The sequence below is a fragment of the Flavobacterium cerinum genome (assembly GCF_004028155.1).
GTDB classification, from domain to species: Bacteria; Bacteroidota; Bacteroidia; order Flavobacteriales; family Flavobacteriaceae; genus Flavobacterium; species Flavobacterium cerinum.
Genome location: NZ_SBII01000009.1, coordinates 229,793 through 245,025, shown reverse-complemented (window position 1 = coordinate 245,025; position 15,233 = coordinate 229,793). Strand labels below are relative to the sequence as shown.

Sequence of the window (15,233 nt, the reverse complement as noted above, 5' to 3'; positions counted from 1 at the left end):
GCTCACCTCTTCCCATCCCGAACAGAGTAGTTAAGCCCGCCTGCGCAGATGGTACTGCAATTTGTGGGAGAGTATGTCATCGCCTTTCTTTTGAAAACCCTATCAGAAATGATAGGGTTTTTTGTTTGTATAACTTTAAGATTATTTTAATACTGCTTTTAATAGCATCACTGTAAGCGTTTAGTAACTTTGAAAGTATAATTAAACCCACTATTATGAAAAAGTTACTTTTACTATTAGCAGCAACGACAGGATTAACTGCAACAGCAGCTGTTACGTTGACTTCTGATTCGTTTGATATAAGTATACATCAGGAAAAGAAGTATAGAAAAATTGAAGTATCGGAGGTTTCTAAAGATGTTTTAGTAACGATTAAAAAGAATTATGGGAATTATACCATTAAAGAAGCGCATAGGGCAGATGACGGTGAATATAAATTAATACTCACAAAAGATGGAATTGATACTACAGTAACGTGTACACCTGCTGGTGAGATCATCAAAATATATTAAATAAAAAGAGAAGCTTATAAGCTTCTCTTTTTATTTAATATATTATTGCGTTAGGGATAGCAGCGAAAAGCCCGCAACGTAGTGAGGACTTAAAGTGGATAGCCCGGCGTTTACGCAACGCCATTGTTTTTATTCAGGACAATATTCGCACACATGACTTAAAATACATTCACTGTGTTTAGGATTTGTTGGACGGCAGGTTTCACGGCCTAAAAAGGAAATGGCCATCCCAATCTCTCCCCACATATCTTTAGGGAGTTGTTCCATTAGCTGTTTTTCAATTTTTGTTGCATCTTTTCCGGTAGTAATACCTAATCTTGGTGCTACACGCAATACATGAAGGTCTACCAATATACCTTCCGCTTCTACGCCGGCTTCTCTCATTATTACATTAGCCGATTTTCTACCAATGCCTTTAAGAGCAATAAGTTCTTTCATGGTTTTTGGAATGTTCTTATCTTCTTTAACCGTTTCGGCTATTTCCTGAAGCCAAGCTATCTTATTACCATGAAAGCGCACTTCGGCAAGATATTCCATTAACTGTTCGGTATTTGCTTTTGATAACGCTTTCATATCCGAAAATTTTTCAAAGAAAGGTGGAACTACTTTATTGATATGTGCGTCACTATCCTGAGCAGAGAGCACTACCATCACTACGAGTTGGTACAGGTTTTTATAATGCAAAGGATGTTGTTTGCCTTTATATTTTGCTATAAGAGGGCGAAGTGCCTTTGGCCAGTCGGTACCTTCGTTGAACAAATCCATCGTTATTCTTTTAGATCTACAGAAAGGGAATTCACACAATAGCGCTGTCCGGTTTGAGTAGGCCCATCGTCAAACACGTGGCCTAAATGGCTGCCACAGTTAGCGCAGAGTATTTCGGTACGTAACATTCCAAATGTTGTATCCTTGATATATTCTACTTTGCCTGGTATGGATTCATCAAAAGACGGCCATCCGCAGCCTGACTCAAATTTTGAATCACTTTTAAACAAAGGCTCACCGCAGGCACCACAGCAATAGGTTCCTTTATCGAAACTTAAATTGTATTTGCCTGAATTAGGGAATTCGGTTCCTTTTTGGCGTAATATTTTATAACGCTCAAGGCCTAATTCTTCTTTCCATTGTTCTTCTGTTTTTTCTAGAGGGTACTTTTTCATGGCGTTTATTTATTAGTTTTATTTTTGTGCAGGTATAAATTTAATGGAAACGGAGTTGGTACAAAAACGATTTCCGGTTGTTTCTTTAGGGCCGTCATCAAATACATGGCCTAAGTGGCTTCCGCAATTGGCACACATAACTTCAGTACGGATCATACCCAAACTTTTATCTTCTTTGTATATTACAGAACCCGGAATTGCCTGATCGAAAGAAGGCCACCCGCATTCTGAATCAAATTTTGCATCTGATTTGAATAAAGGATTGCCACAGGCAGCACATACATAAACTCCTTTTTTAAAGTTTTTATAATACTCCCCTGTAAAAGGACGTTCTGTTGCTTTTTGGCGCAGTACGTCATATTGCTCCTGAGTAAGCACTTTTTTCCATTCAGCATCTGTTTTTGTGACTTTAAAGTCTCCTTTTTTTGTGGGCTGTTGTACGGTTTCTACTTTTGTTTCGATTGCCTTTTTCTTTTCCTGGCTTTGGCATGCCACCAAAGAGAACAGGAACATTATGATGAATATTTTTTTCATGATTCTAAGAATTGAATAATTTTTTTAATGACTTTGCTGTCTCCTAAAATTTTTCGGTGTCCCAATCCCTGTGTTATGACCAATTCAGAATTGGCTAAATGTTTATGTATGTGATGTGCTGCGCTAACAGGCACATCGGCATCATCTTCATCATGGAACATAAGTACGGGAACAGAAACATCCTGTGCAGCTATATACGCGGAATAGCTATTGATGGTTTGTCCAAATTTCTTTTCAAACAGCCGTATCATCAGGTTACCTGTAGCATTATTCATGCCTAATTTATTTGCAAAGTCATCCATGATATCTTTTATGATATCACCACTGCCAATAAGGACAGCTTTTTTAACATTCAACCCTCTTTTTATTGAATTCAGAACCGACATAGCACCTAGTGAATGCCCGATGGCATACTCAAAAGGGCCGTATTTTTTTTCCAATTCTAATATTGCGGCAATAAACTCTGTCATGTCACTGCTTTTTCCAGGCGATTTACCATGGGCAGGGGCATCAAAACTAGTAGTTGAATATCCGTTTTTTAATAATTTATCAGCAATGCTGTGCAGCTGTGTACCGCGGCCACTCCATCCATGTACCAGTAAAACTTTTTTTTGGCTTTCGCCATAATGGTAAACGTTTATGGTTTTATCCAGAACTGGTATATGTACCATTTCCTGCCTGCTTAAATTGTCCATTTCAATTTCCCTCTTTGGGAGTTTAAATTTTATGGGAGCCGTAAAAAGTTTCATAGCAAATTTAGCAGCCATTTTAGGAGAGGTTACTTCTAGGATCTTTGCTGTTATTAGTATTGGTTTAGGGATTCGTAGTGAACCCTGATGATTTTTTTTATTTTCAGACATTGTAGTAAAGCTTATTGCAAGTTAAAAATTAATGGTTTTTAGCGTATTTTTAAGCATCATAAAGATAACCTAAAAATATCACCCCTGTATCATAACAGGTTAAAAGCAGTTTTTATATGATTAGGCCTATAGATCGTTACTTTTTAGAAAAAGAACCTTTAGTGAGGGATTGTATGTTGTTTTTAAGAAACCACATACTTAATTTCGATTCGGGTATTACCGAAGCACTAAAATATGGAATGCCTTTTTACTGCTATAAAGATAAAATGCTTTGTTACTTGTGGACTAATAAAAAAACAGGAGAACCTTATATAGGTATTGTTGATGGTAACAAAATGGATCGCCCGGATCTGATCGCTGAGAAGCGCAGCAGAATGAAAATCTTTCAAATAGATTCAGCTAAAGATATTCCTATTCAGGTAATTGATGCTATTTTAACTGAGATGCTGCAACTTCGTTAATAAGAATAGGTTAGGGTTTAATAAATGTAAATTAAACATTCACAATACTTTAACGATAACGGGCTTGTTTTCTAAATTATATTTAAAAGGAATTCACTAAATTTGAAGAAAATTTAATAAATTTAGATATGAAAAAAAGTGTCCTGACCATTTCGGTTCTTACAATGGTTGTGGTTGCAGCATGTACCACTAATCCTTTTACAGGGAAAAAAGACCTGAATTTTGTGTCTAACGACCAAATATTCCCAACTGCTTTTCAGCAGTATGATCAGTTTTTAAAAGAAAATAAGGTTATAAAAGGAACAGCAGATGCTACGAGAGTAGTTACTGTTGGGCAAAAAATTAAAGCTGCTGCAGAGAAATACCTGAATGCTGCAGGATATAAAGGCTATTTAGACGGATATAAATGGGAGTATAACCTGGTGCAGGACCCTGCTGTTAATGCATGGTGTATGCCGGGAGGTAAAATTGTTGTTTATACAGGAATACTGCCCATAACAAAAGACGATGCCGGTCTTGCTACAGTAATGGGGCATGAAGTGGCACACGCACTGGTTAATCATGGTGCACAACGTATGAGTGCCGGACAGTTACAGCAATATGGTGCAATGGGGGTTCAGGCAGTAACAGCAGGAAAGACAGCCGAAGCACAACAGCTTTATATGCAGGCTTACGGTATTACTACAGAATATGGAGGGATGCTTCCTTTTAGCAGGAAACATGAAAATGAAGCTGATGAAATAGGTCTTACTCTAATGGCTATCGCCGGATACAATCCGGATAAGGCAGTGGAATTCTGGCAAAGAATGGAGGCTAAATCAGGAGGTTCTGCTCCACCGGAATTTATGAGTACGCACCCATCCGGTGCTACGAGGATAGCTCATATTAAAAGCCTTATTCCAAAAGCAAAAGCCGACGCCGCTAAATTTGGGGTGAAGTTTTAATTTCCGATTGAAAAGATTAATATCAAAATATCTTAAAGCCGCCTTAGGGTGGCTTTTTATTTAAAGTTTTAGCTGTCAGTATTATATATAAGTTAATAATAATAATTGAAAAATTTTCGTTTGTTTACAGGGGGGAAAGACGTAATGGTTTGTTTTATTAAAAACAAAACTTAATCTAAGCAGACAAGATCCTTGGTTCATAGTACTGCTGTAGTCATAAACGCCGAAAATAAAATTGTAAGAGAGATGATTTTGAGAATCGTATTATTACTGTTTCCTCTATTGATGTCGGCACAGGATGCTGTCATTTTTAGTAATGATAAATATAGCGGTATCAGTAGTGTTGGTTTTTCTCCAACACAGCCTTTTTTTAATCCAAATTCCTGGGATATAAATATTGTAGCTGTAGACATTTTTATACAAAACAATTATACCTACATTTCAAAGCAAAGTATTATTGGACTGGCAGATGCGGATATAAAATCTGTAAGCCTGAGAGATAAAATAATGGGTATAAGCGGTCCAAACTTACAGGATTACTATAATAAGGATAAAGGAGGGTATCATTTTAGTTCAGACATACTGGGACCTTCTGCTTCTTTGTCTGTAGACATTAATCAAAAAAAATATACTTTTGGGATCTTCACCCGGTTAAGGACTCAGGGCTCAGCAATTGATATAGATAATTATTCAAGGTTCAATAATACAAACATCGACGCTGTATATATGTACAATTTTAGTCCGTTCAAAACCAATTTTATGAATTGGGGAGAAATAGGGGTGAATGTCGCTACACAAATATTTCAGGATAAAGAATATAAGCTGGTCCTGGGCGGTAATTTAAAGTATGAGATGGGGTATGATGCCATGAACCTGAATAATAAAAATACAGCAAATTTGCGTAGGACTGTTAACAGTACTGACCTTTCGACTAATACTGAAATGGCTAACTATGATATAGAGGCATCCTACGTAACTGGTTATGATTCTGAAGGGAAACAATATAATATCAAACCAAATGGTAAAGGCTTTGGACTGGATATAGGCCTTGCTTTTACCGAATGGGATTTCAGGATGGAAGACTACAATCTAAAAATGTCATTCAATATATTGGATATAGGATATATTAATTTTAAGGGTGAAAACCACCGCTTTAATGGGAAGCCATTTGATTTTAATACCTTAGATGGTAAGAAAATTGAGAGTCCGCAGGAGTTCTTTCAAATTATGAGCGAAGAGATATATGGTAATCCTAATGCCTCTTTAGCAGGCACAAAATTCACTATAGGACTTCCAACAAGCCTGCATTTTAATATAAGCAAAAGGATACGCGAAAATCATTATTTAAATTTTGATCTCGTACAAAGAGCCCCGGTTTTTGAAAACAGCTTAAAACGCTCTAACATTGCCAATGTTTCTTATTCAGTTCAGAAGAGAATAATAGGGTATGGAACTTCAATGTCATTGTATGAGTATAGGGATCTGCAGTTTGGAGCATATCTGAGACTAGCTTCTCTTATTATTGGCAGTGAAAACTTTTTCCCACTTTTTTTTAAACAGGATAAGCTGCACGCTGCAGATATTTACATTGGTTTAAAAATCTATCCTTTTAGTGAAAAAAGTCCTGATAAAATACGAAGGAGTAAATGCAGGTGCTAATGATATTTACAAAGTATTTTCCGGTAATCTAAAACTTTACGACTTTATAACTTTAGATTTTACTACGTAAAGAAAAAAAAATTAGCTTTGGTGCAACAAACCAAACCATATGGCACAACTTGAAAAGGGAAGCAAGAAGCTTCTAAACGCTTGGGCATTTTACGACTGGGCAAACTCAGTATATACCCTTGTTATTGCTTCGGCAGTATTTCCTATTTTTTATAATGCACTATTTCCTGAAGGAGTAACTACGATAGAAGTCTTTGGTACTACTATGAAAGGTACTGCACTAATTAGTTTTGTAACAGCAATGGCTTTTTTAGTTGTTGCTATTATCTCTCCTTTGCTATCCGGTATTGCAGATTATGCCGGTAACAAGAAAATATTCCTAAAGATATTTTGCTACATAGGTTCTGTTTCCTGTATCGGTTTATACTGGTTTAGCCTTGAAAATATTTATTTGAGTCTTGTATTTTATTTCTTCGGACTTATCGGTTTTTGGGGAAGCCTTGTTTTTTACAACTCCTATTTACCGGACATCGCTTTTCCTGACCAGCAGGATGCAGTGAGTGCTAAAGGGTATTCTATGGGATACATCGGCAGCGTTATACTCCTTATTATAAACCTTGTAATGGTAATGTATCCGGGTGTTTTTGGTATTGAAGATACTCCTGAACAAAAAGCTGAAATTATAGCCATGCGTTATTCCTTTGTTTCTGTAGGAATATGGTGGATACTTTTTAGCCAGTACAGTTACTACTATCTGCCGAAAGGTGTTAAAAGAGATAAAATAAGTAAAGACGTACTGCTTAACGGTTTCCATGAGTTGAAAAAGGTATGGGCACAGTTAAAGCATAACGAAAAGCTTAAGCGCTATTTGGGCAGCTTTTTTGTGTACAGTATGGCTGTACAAACTGTGATGCTGGTGGCGGCCTATTTTGGTGCTGAAGAAGTAGAATGGGGCAAAGGCAATGCTAAACAAATGGGACTTATTGTTAGTATCTTATTAATTCAGCTGATAGCTGTGGGTGGTGCGGTAATAACCTCTAAACTATCTGCTCGATATGGTAATATAAAAACGCTTATAGGTATCAATTGCATTTGGGCAGTTATTTGTATTTGTGCCTTTTTTGTAACATTGCCTATTCATTTTTACATTACAGCAGGTTTTGTAGGATTAGTAATGGGGGGGATACAATCGTTATCAAGAAGTACATATTCTAAATTTTTACCTGAAACAAAAGATACGGCTTCATTTTTTAGCTTTTATGATGTAACTGAGAAAATAGGTATTGTAATAGGTATGGGACTTTATGGTGCTATTGATCAGATATTTGGCAGTATGCGCTATTCTATTGTCTTTCTTACAGTCTTTTTTATTGTTGGAATATTTTTGTTATTAAGGGTTGAGAAAAAAAGTTAATAACGATAAAATTTTTATTTTATATTTGATACCACCTAATTAACCTATTAAATATGAAAAAAATTAAGAATTTATCAGTTTTTATGATATTGTTTTCTGTACTCACTTTTGTTTCCTGCGAGACGGAGCCGGTAGATCCGGTACTATCAGGAGGTGAAGGAGAGAATCCCGGAACAAACCCAGGCACAAATCCCGGAACAAGTGAAGGCGATTATTGGCCAATGGCAATAAATAATCAATGGGTGTTTTCTGAAGATGGAGAGACTCTGGATCCAATGAAAATAACAGGTACAGAAAATGTAGGAGGTAATTCTTATTTTAAAATAGACCAGTTTTTTACAAATGCAGGTACAAGTGAGTTAACGGGAAGTGCAGTGATGCTTCTTAGAAAAAATGGGGGAGATTATTCTGTAAGAGTAAGTGTTAATATCCCTGACCAGGAGGGTGTATCTATTACTGTTACCCCTTTTGAGTTTTCTTTCCTAAAAGACAATCTTGCGACAGGTGAGAGCTGGACACAAACGGTTACCCAAACTACAACTACTGTAATACCTGATTTCCCTATGGAAATCCCACCGGTAAATCTTACTCTTAAATTTACAGGTACTATTGTAGAGAAAAATGCAACTGCCCAAATTAATGGCGTAACATATACGGATGTTATTAAAGTTAAACTTTTACAACAAGTTGACGCTACAATGGGTGCACCTGCTACTTCTGTTGTTACTAATATATGGTTCTCTAAAAATGTTGGGCCAATAAAATCGGTATCGGTTGAAGATGGTTTTGAAAACAATCAGGAATTAAAATCTTATATTTTGAACTAACTCAAAATATAAATTAGTAAAATAATTTACATAAAATAATACTATTAAAAAGCTGCCAACTCGGTAGCTTTTTTGATATAATAGATAATTAACACATTTACCTAAAATTAATATTTAAATTACTACTATATTTGAGGCCTGAATTAAAAAATTTTGATATGAAAAAATTTAGATTACTTTCTGCATTCTTTGTGTTACTTTCTGCAATAACTTTTACATCATGTGAAACAGAACCGGTAGATCCTGTTTTAAACGGTAATAATGGTGAAGGTCCTGGCTCAGGTGGCAGCGCTCCGGCTTCTTTTAAAGTAGACTTTAGCGGACAAACATATGTTGCTACAAGTACTTTAGCAACAATTGGAAAAGGACTTATTTCAATTGGTGGTATAAAAGGAAATGACGGACAAATGGTTTCCATAGTTTTAGATGGAACTACCGAAGGAACATATGAAGGAGCTAAGGCATTAATCGACTATAACCCTGGTAATTCTGATTATTCGTATTTTAATATAGATCCTAATACAGGAGAAGATACCGGCCTTGTAACGATTACTAAAATTGACAAGGTTAATAAAACAGTATCAGGTACATTTAACTTTATCGGATGGTGGAGTAATGAAGAACTTAATTTGCCTTCTATAGCGTTTACAAACGGTTCTTTCCAAAATATTCCTTATGTTGACAGCATTGATACCGGTGAAGAGTTCTTTAAAGCAACTGTAGACGGATCGGCTAATTCTTACGCAGGAGCAGACCTTGCCGTTGTAGTTTCTGAAGGAGGAACTGTTAATTATATTTCGATCAATGCGATCGGTGCTAACCATAAATTCGTACTAAGCTTCCCTGATACGGTTACACCGGGTACTTATACATTTGCTACTGGTGCATCATCTACAAAAAGAGCAACTTTTACAGATGCTGAGGATAATGACTTTAATGTTACGGGAGGTACTTTAACAATTACAAGCAATACTGGCGGATGGGTTAAAGGAACATTCAGTTTCCCTGTAGCTAATGAAGTTGGTGAAACACTGCATACTGTTTCTGCAGGCTCATTTAATGTGGAATGGGATTTCTAAAATTAAGAGTATATATAAAAAATCCGCTTATGGCGGATTTTTTTATGGCATAATGATTGTCATATCCTTTATGTAATACTATGAGTTAGTTGGCTTTGTAGCTGATTAACAGTGTGAAAGAATGGTTTTTAACAATAAAACCATTTTTGTAACGATTATGTTTAATGACAAAATGACTTTTACCATACTATGGCGAATCAAAAAATTTTAAATATTGACAGTTTGTCACTTCAGGAGTTGGATACGGATGCAGAATTAATTCCGCTAATGACATCTGAAGATGAGGAAGAAATGAATAACGAAACATTACCTGAAACCCTGCCTATACTGCCATTGCGCAATATGGTATTGTTCCCGGGAGTTGTTATTCCTATTACAGCCGGGAGGGATAAATCGATAAAACTTATCAACGATGCAAATGCAGGGGGTAAGATAATAGGTGTAGTTGCTCAAAAAGACGAGAGTGTAGAAGAACCGGGTACAGATGATATTCACAAAATAGGTACTGTTGCCAAGATTCTTCGCGTGCTTAAAATGCCCGATGGCAACACTACAGTTATCATCCAGGGGAAAAAGCGCTTTGAGATCGATGAGATAATTACCGATACTCCTTATTTACAGGCAACTATTAAAGAGGTTAATGAAGAAAGACCTGATGATAGTGATGTAGAGTTTAATACGATTATAGAATCGGTAAAAGAACTGGCTATCCAGATCATCAAGGAGAGCCCGAATATTCCTACTGAGGCTACTTTTGCGATTAAGAATATAGAAAGTAATTCTTTCCTTATCAACTTTGTTTCTTCTAATATGAATCTTTCGGTTAAGGAAAAGCAGGATTTACTTGCGGTAAACGACCTTAAGGAAAGAGCATTAGAAACATTGCGCTACATGAACCTTGAGCTTCAAAAGTTGGAGCTTAAAAATGATATTCAGAGTAAAGTACGTTTTGACCTGGATCAGCAGCAACGTGAATATTTCCTGCACCAGCAGATGAAAACCATCCAGGAAGAATTGGGTGGTGTATCTCATGATCAGGAAATTGACGATATGCGCCAGAAGGGCAGGTCTAAGAAATGGAATGAAAAGGTTAAAACCCATTTTGAAAAAGAATTAGCGAAACTGCAAAGGATGAATCCGCAGGCAGCAGACTATGGTACTCAGCGTAACTATCTTGAGCTTTTGCTGGATTTACCATGGAATGTGTTCTCTAAAGATAATTTTGATCTTAAACGTGCTGAAAAAGTGCTGCATAAGGATCATTACGGTCTTGATGATGTTAAGAAACGTATTATTGAGCACCTTGCGGTACTAAAACTGCGTAAGGATATGAAATCGCCTATATTATGCCTTTACGGCCCTCCGGGAGTTGGTAAGACTTCGATAGGTAAATCGGTTGCCGAAGCGTTGGGCAGAGAGTACATCCGTATTTCGCTTGGCGGACTTCGTGATGAGGCCGAAATTAGAGGACACAGAAAAACATATATTGGTGCCATGCCAGGTAGAATACTGCAAAGTATTAAGAAGGCCGGTACTTCTAACCCTGTTTTTGTTCTGGATGAAATAGATAAGCTTAGTGTAAGCAATACAGGAGACCCATCTTCGGCATTATTAGAAGTATTGGATCCTGAGCAAAACTCTGAGTTCTATGATAACTTCCTGGAGCTTGGGTATGATCTTTCTAAAGTAATGTTCATAGCAACATCAAATAATCTTTCAACGATTCAGCCTGCATTACGTGACAGGATGGAGATTATCAATATGACAGGTTATACAATTGAAGAGAAAGTAGAAATTGCTAAAAAACACTTAGTCCCTAAACAAATCAAAGAACACGGACTGCAGCCAAAAGATGTTGTTATCGGTAAAAAACAAATTGAAAAAATTGTTGTAGGCTACACCCGTGAATCTGGAGTTAGGGGACTTGAAAAACAAATAGCTAAAGTAGTGCGTAATATTGCCAAATCCATAGCGATGGAAGAAGAGTATACTGCTAAGCTTACTGATGAAGATATCATTAAAATATTAGGTGCCCCTAAAATGGAGCGTGACAAATATGAAAATAATGATGTTGCCGGTGTTGTAACAGGTCTTGCCTGGACAAGTGTGGGTGGTGATATTTTATTTATAGAATCTATAATTTCTAAAGGTAAAGGTAACATGACTATGACAGGTAATCTGGGTACGGTAATGAAAGAATCGGCTACATTAGCTTTAGAATACATCAAAGCGAATGCAGAAGATCTTGGTATAAGCCAGGAAGTGATCTCTGGTTATAATGTACACATACACGTTCCTGAAGGTGCTACACCTAAAGACGGACCAAGTGCCGGTGTTGCAATGCTAACATCGTTAGTGTCGTCATTCACTCAAAAAAGGGTTAAGAAAAACCTGGCTATGACAGGTGAGATTACTTTAAGAGGAAGGGTATTGCCTGTAGGTGGTATTAAAGAGAAGATACTGGCTGCAAAAAGGGCTAATATAAAAGAGATTATACTATGTCAGGAAAATAAACGTGATATAGAAGAAATTAATCAGGATTATCTTGAAGGACTTACTTTTCATTATGTAACAGAAATGAAAGAAGTATTAAAGTATGCGATTACAGACCAACTGGTTAAAAACGCTAGGACACTTTAAAACATAGTATTATTGATATAAAAAACGGCTAAAATTTCTTAGCCGTTTTTTTATTTAAAAATAATATCTTCGCATTCGCGTTATAGTATGCAAAACCCTTAAAACCGCAATGTTTAAAAATAGGTATCTTTATCTTCTTCTGTTTTACACCGCTTTGTCTTTTAGTCAGATAGGAGGTAAAAGTACGTATCAGTTTTTAAACCTTGTTACCTCGCCAAGGCAGGCAGCATTGGGCGGAAAAATAATTACATTACACGACTACGATGTAAATCAGGCTATTTTTAATCCGGCAACCATTAATCCTGAAATGGATAATCACCTGTCTGCAAATTACGGAAGTTATTATGGCGAAGTATCTTATGGTACTGCTGCTTATGCTTATACCTGGGACAGGCACGTGCAAACGTTTCATGTAGGTGTCAGCTATGTTGACTATGGTACTTTTGAAGGCCGTAATGAAAACGGGCTTATAACCGGAGATTTTACAGGAAGTGAAATAGCAATTTCCGGGGGGTATGCTTATAATGTGCCGTATACCGATCTTTATTTTGGAGCAAATGCGAAATTCATATCATCTACACTGGAGAGTTATAACTCGTTTGGAGCTGCTGTAGATATTGGAGCGCTGTATGTAGATAAAGACAATGATATTAATTATGCTGTTGTTTTGCGTAATGCAGGTATGCAGATTACTACTTATGCCGGTATGCAGGAAAAATTACCGTTGGAAATTATTGCAGGTATATCTCAGGAAATGGAAAATGTGCCGCTTCGATGGCATTTAACATTAGAAAATCTTCAGCAGTGGAACATTGCTTTCTCAAATCCTAACCGTGCCGAGCAGGGCATAGATGGCGGAAGTACAGAAGAGAAAGTATCCTTTTTTAATAATGCCCTTCGCCACGTTATTGTGGGTGCCGAATTCTTACCGGGAAAAAGCTTTAATATCCGTGTAGGATATAACTTTAGAAGAAGTGAAGAACTGCGTATAGTAGATAAACGAAGTTTTTCGGGAATTTCAGCTGGTGTGGGCATAAGATTTGGTAAATTGCGCTTCGATTATTCTTATTCAAGATATACACTTGCAGCAAATACAAGTTTATTTGGCTTGATGATAAATTTACAGTAAAAGTTGGATAAAAAAATTACAATAGCCATTGATGGTTTTTCTTCTACAGGCAAAAGCACATTGGCAAAACAGCTTGCTAAACATTTGGGTTATGTATACGTAGATACCGGTGCAATGTACCGTGCTATTACATTGCATGCTATGGATAATGGTTTTATATCTGAAGATTATTTTAATAAACAGGGGTTGATAGACAGTCTTTCTGATATTACCCTGCAGTTTCTTTATAATCCTGAATTGGAGTATGCTGAAGTTTATCTGGATGAAGAAAACGTTGAAAGCAGAATACGATCACTTAATGTATCAAATCTAGTGAGCCGTGTTGCCGAAGTGTCAGAGGTTCGTGCCAAATTGGTGGAGCAGCAAAAACACATGGGCGAGAACAAAGGTGTTGTAATGGATGGGAGGGATATAGGTACTGTAGTTTTCCCTAATGCAGAACTTAAATTGTTTATGACTGCAAGTCCTGAAACCCGCGCACAAAGACGTTTTGAAGAACTTACCCAAAAAGGCGATAATGTAACCTATGAAGACGTTTTAAAGAACGTTCAGGAACGTGATTATATTGATTCCCATCGTAAAGATTCTCCTCTTGTAAAAGCAGCCGATGCTATTGAGATAGACAACTCTCATCTGTCTATACAAGAACAGTTTGACAGGGTTTTGACTTTGGCTAAAAAGCATATTTAACTTTACAATTTCTTAACAAACAAGCGTGTTATTTATTAATAGATTTGCACTTTTGAAGACAAAAGTAAATTTATGGGTATAAAAGCACGGCTTATTATAATGAACTTTCTGCAATTTTTTGTTTGGGGTTCCTGGCTCATATCTTTAGGGAATTATATGGGAGGTGTTTTAGGCTTCAGTGGTCTTCAGATAGGAAGTATTTATACTACTATGGGAGTTGCCTCGCTATTTATGCCCGGACTTATGGGTATAGTAGCAGACCGATGGATTAATGCCGAAAGGGTATTAGGTATCTGTCATATTGTTGGAGCTTTATTTTTAATTTATGCTTCTACCATTCAGGATTATTCATTGTTTTATTTTGCAATGCTTTTCCATTCTTTTGCTTACATGCCTACCATTGCACTTAACAACTCTGTTTCTTATACCGTTTTAGAGAAGAAAGGTTATAACATCGTTAAAGACTTTCCGCCTATACGCGTGTGGGGTACTGTGGGTTTTATTTGCGCTATGTGGGTAGTAGATATTTGTGGATGGACGCAAAGCCCTTACCAGCTATATGTAAGTGCAGGAGCTGCCTTGTTTTTAGGAGTGTATGCTTTTACAATGCCTGCTGCGCCGCCATTAATGGTACAGGCTAAAAAAAGCTGGTCTTCATCACTGGGATTAGATGCTTTTGTGTTGTTTAAACAACGAAAAATGGCGGTGTTTTTTATATTCGCCATGCTGCTTGGTGCTGCTTTACAAATAACAAATGCTTTTGGAGGACCTTTTCTGGATGATTTCAAATCGGCTTATCCTGACTCTTTTGCAGTGCAGCATCCTAATTTGCTGTTATCCATTTCGCAAATTTCAGAAACACTATTTATCCTTTCAATACCTTTTTTCTTAAGCCGTTTTGGTATTAAGCGTGTAATGATGTTCAGTATGCTGGCGTGGGCATTGCGTTTCAGTCTTTTTGGCTTTGGGAATCCTGATGACAGATTATACCTTTTGATAATCTCAATGGTTATTTATGGAATGGCATTCGATTTTTTCAATATATCCGGATCATTGTTTGTTGAACGCGAAGCAGACCCCACTATCCGTTCTAGCGCGCAGGGTTTGTTTATGATTATGTGTAATGGTGTTGGAGCCTTTATAGGTGGTCTAGCCAGTGGCTGGATAGTCGATTTTTTCACGGTAAACGGTGTAAAAGACTGGCAGAGCATTTGGTTTACATTTGCAGCCTATGCAATTATACTGGCGGTTATTTTCCCATTTGCATTTCGTTATAAACACGATCCCATGATTTTAAATGATAGTAAGGAATAAA

15 protein-coding genes and 1 rRNA gene are annotated in these 15,233 nt (G+C 36.8%); 12 read left to right on the top strand and 4 right to left on the bottom strand.

Annotated elements, in window-relative coordinates:
• Together rrf and EPI11_RS13500 are read left to right on the top strand one after the other, a co-directional pair.
• A 5S ribosomal RNA gene (gene rrf, locus EPI11_RS13505) occupies nucleotides 1-88 on the top strand; the annotation flags it as partial.
• Between the two features lie 127 nt (nucleotides 89-215).
• A complete protein-coding gene (locus EPI11_RS13500; RefSeq protein WP_128390511.1) occupies nucleotides 216-512 on the top strand; it encodes a hypothetical protein in 297 nt (98 codons plus the stop codon).
• A 129-nt stretch (nucleotides 513-641) separates the two neighbouring features.
• Here EPI11_RS13500 and EPI11_RS13495 read toward each other — a convergent pair whose 3' ends face one another.
• The 4 genes from EPI11_RS13495 to EPI11_RS13480 are packed head-to-tail and all read right to left on the bottom strand — an operon-like array spanning nucleotide 642 to nucleotide 3,066.
• A complete protein-coding gene (locus tag EPI11_RS13495) occupies nucleotides 642-1,277 on the bottom strand; it encodes an endonuclease III domain-containing protein (RefSeq protein ID WP_128390510.1) in 636 nt (211 codons plus the stop codon).
• A 2-nt stretch (nucleotides 1,278-1,279) separates the two neighbouring features.
• The gene (msrB, locus tag EPI11_RS13490; protein WP_128390509.1) at nucleotides 1,280-1,672 is read right to left on the bottom strand and encodes a peptide-methionine (R)-S-oxide reductase MsrB; all 393 of its coding nucleotides are present in this window, start codon (nucleotides 1,670-1,672) and stop codon (nucleotides 1,280-1,282) included.
• 18 nt (nucleotides 1,673-1,690) lie between these two features.
• Complete coding sequence (gene msrB, locus EPI11_RS13485) at nucleotides 1,691-2,206, bottom strand: peptide-methionine (R)-S-oxide reductase MsrB (protein WP_128390508.1); 516 nt, start codon at nucleotides 2,204-2,206, stop codon at nucleotides 1,691-1,693.
• Complete coding sequence (locus tag EPI11_RS13480) at nucleotides 2,203-3,066, bottom strand: alpha/beta fold hydrolase (protein ID WP_128390507.1); 864 nt, start codon at nucleotides 3,064-3,066, stop codon at nucleotides 2,203-2,205. Before EPI11_RS13480 ends, msrB (EPI11_RS13485) begins: the two co-directional genes overlap by 4 nt.
• Nucleotides 3,067-3,182: 116 nt before the next feature.
• Between EPI11_RS13480 and EPI11_RS13475 the strand changes: the two genes are divergently transcribed.
• From EPI11_RS13475 to EPI11_RS13430, 10 genes are all read left to right on the top strand, one after another.
• A complete protein-coding gene (locus tag EPI11_RS13475; RefSeq protein WP_128390506.1) occupies nucleotides 3,183-3,527 on the top strand; it encodes a DUF1801 domain-containing protein in 345 nt (114 codons plus the stop codon).
• A 128-nt stretch (nucleotides 3,528-3,655) separates the two neighbouring features.
• On the top strand, nucleotides 3,656-4,471 hold the full coding sequence (locus tag EPI11_RS13470) for a M48 family metallopeptidase (RefSeq protein WP_128390505.1): 816 nt from the start codon (nucleotides 3,656-3,658) through the stop codon (nucleotides 4,469-4,471).
• 246 nt (nucleotides 4,472-4,717) lie between these two features.
• Entirely contained in the window at nucleotides 4,718-6,130 is a 1,413-nt protein-coding gene (locus tag EPI11_RS13465; protein ID WP_128390504.1) for a hypothetical protein, read from the top strand.
• A 109-nt stretch (nucleotides 6,131-6,239) separates the two neighbouring features.
• Complete coding sequence (locus EPI11_RS13460) at nucleotides 6,240-7,553, top strand: MFS transporter (protein WP_128390503.1); 1,314 nt, start codon at nucleotides 6,240-6,242, stop codon at nucleotides 7,551-7,553.
• Nucleotides 7,554-7,606: 53 nt separating this feature from the next.
• The gene (locus tag EPI11_RS13455; RefSeq protein WP_128390502.1) at nucleotides 7,607-8,380 is read left to right on the top strand and encodes a hypothetical protein; all 774 of its coding nucleotides are present in this window, start codon (nucleotides 7,607-7,609) and stop codon (nucleotides 8,378-8,380) included.
• A 158-nt stretch (nucleotides 8,381-8,538) separates the two neighbouring features.
• Nucleotides 8,539-9,459, top strand: a complete 921-nt coding sequence (locus EPI11_RS13450; RefSeq protein WP_128390501.1) for a DUF6252 family protein — start codon at nucleotides 8,539-8,541, stop codon at nucleotides 9,457-9,459.
• A gap of 189 nt (nucleotides 9,460-9,648) precedes the next feature.
• Complete coding sequence (gene lon, locus EPI11_RS13445) at nucleotides 9,649-12,099, top strand: endopeptidase La (RefSeq protein WP_128390500.1); 2,451 nt, start codon at nucleotides 9,649-9,651, stop codon at nucleotides 12,097-12,099.
• A 109-nt stretch (nucleotides 12,100-12,208) separates the two neighbouring features.
• On the top strand, nucleotides 12,209-13,228 hold the full coding sequence (gene porQ, locus EPI11_RS13440; RefSeq protein ID WP_128390499.1) for a type IX secretion system protein PorQ: 1,020 nt from the start codon (nucleotides 12,209-12,211) through the stop codon (nucleotides 13,226-13,228).
• A 3-nt stretch (nucleotides 13,229-13,231) separates the two neighbouring features.
• Nucleotides 13,232-13,918, top strand: a complete 687-nt coding sequence (gene cmk, locus EPI11_RS13435; RefSeq protein WP_128390498.1) for a (d)CMP kinase — start codon at nucleotides 13,232-13,234, stop codon at nucleotides 13,916-13,918.
• A gap of 72 nt (nucleotides 13,919-13,990) precedes the next feature.
• Nucleotides 13,991-15,232, top strand: coding sequence for a nucleoside permease (locus EPI11_RS13430; protein ID WP_128390497.1), 1,242 nt, complete (start codon nucleotides 13,991-13,993; stop codon nucleotides 15,230-15,232).
• Nucleotide 15,233 lies beyond the last annotated feature (1 nt).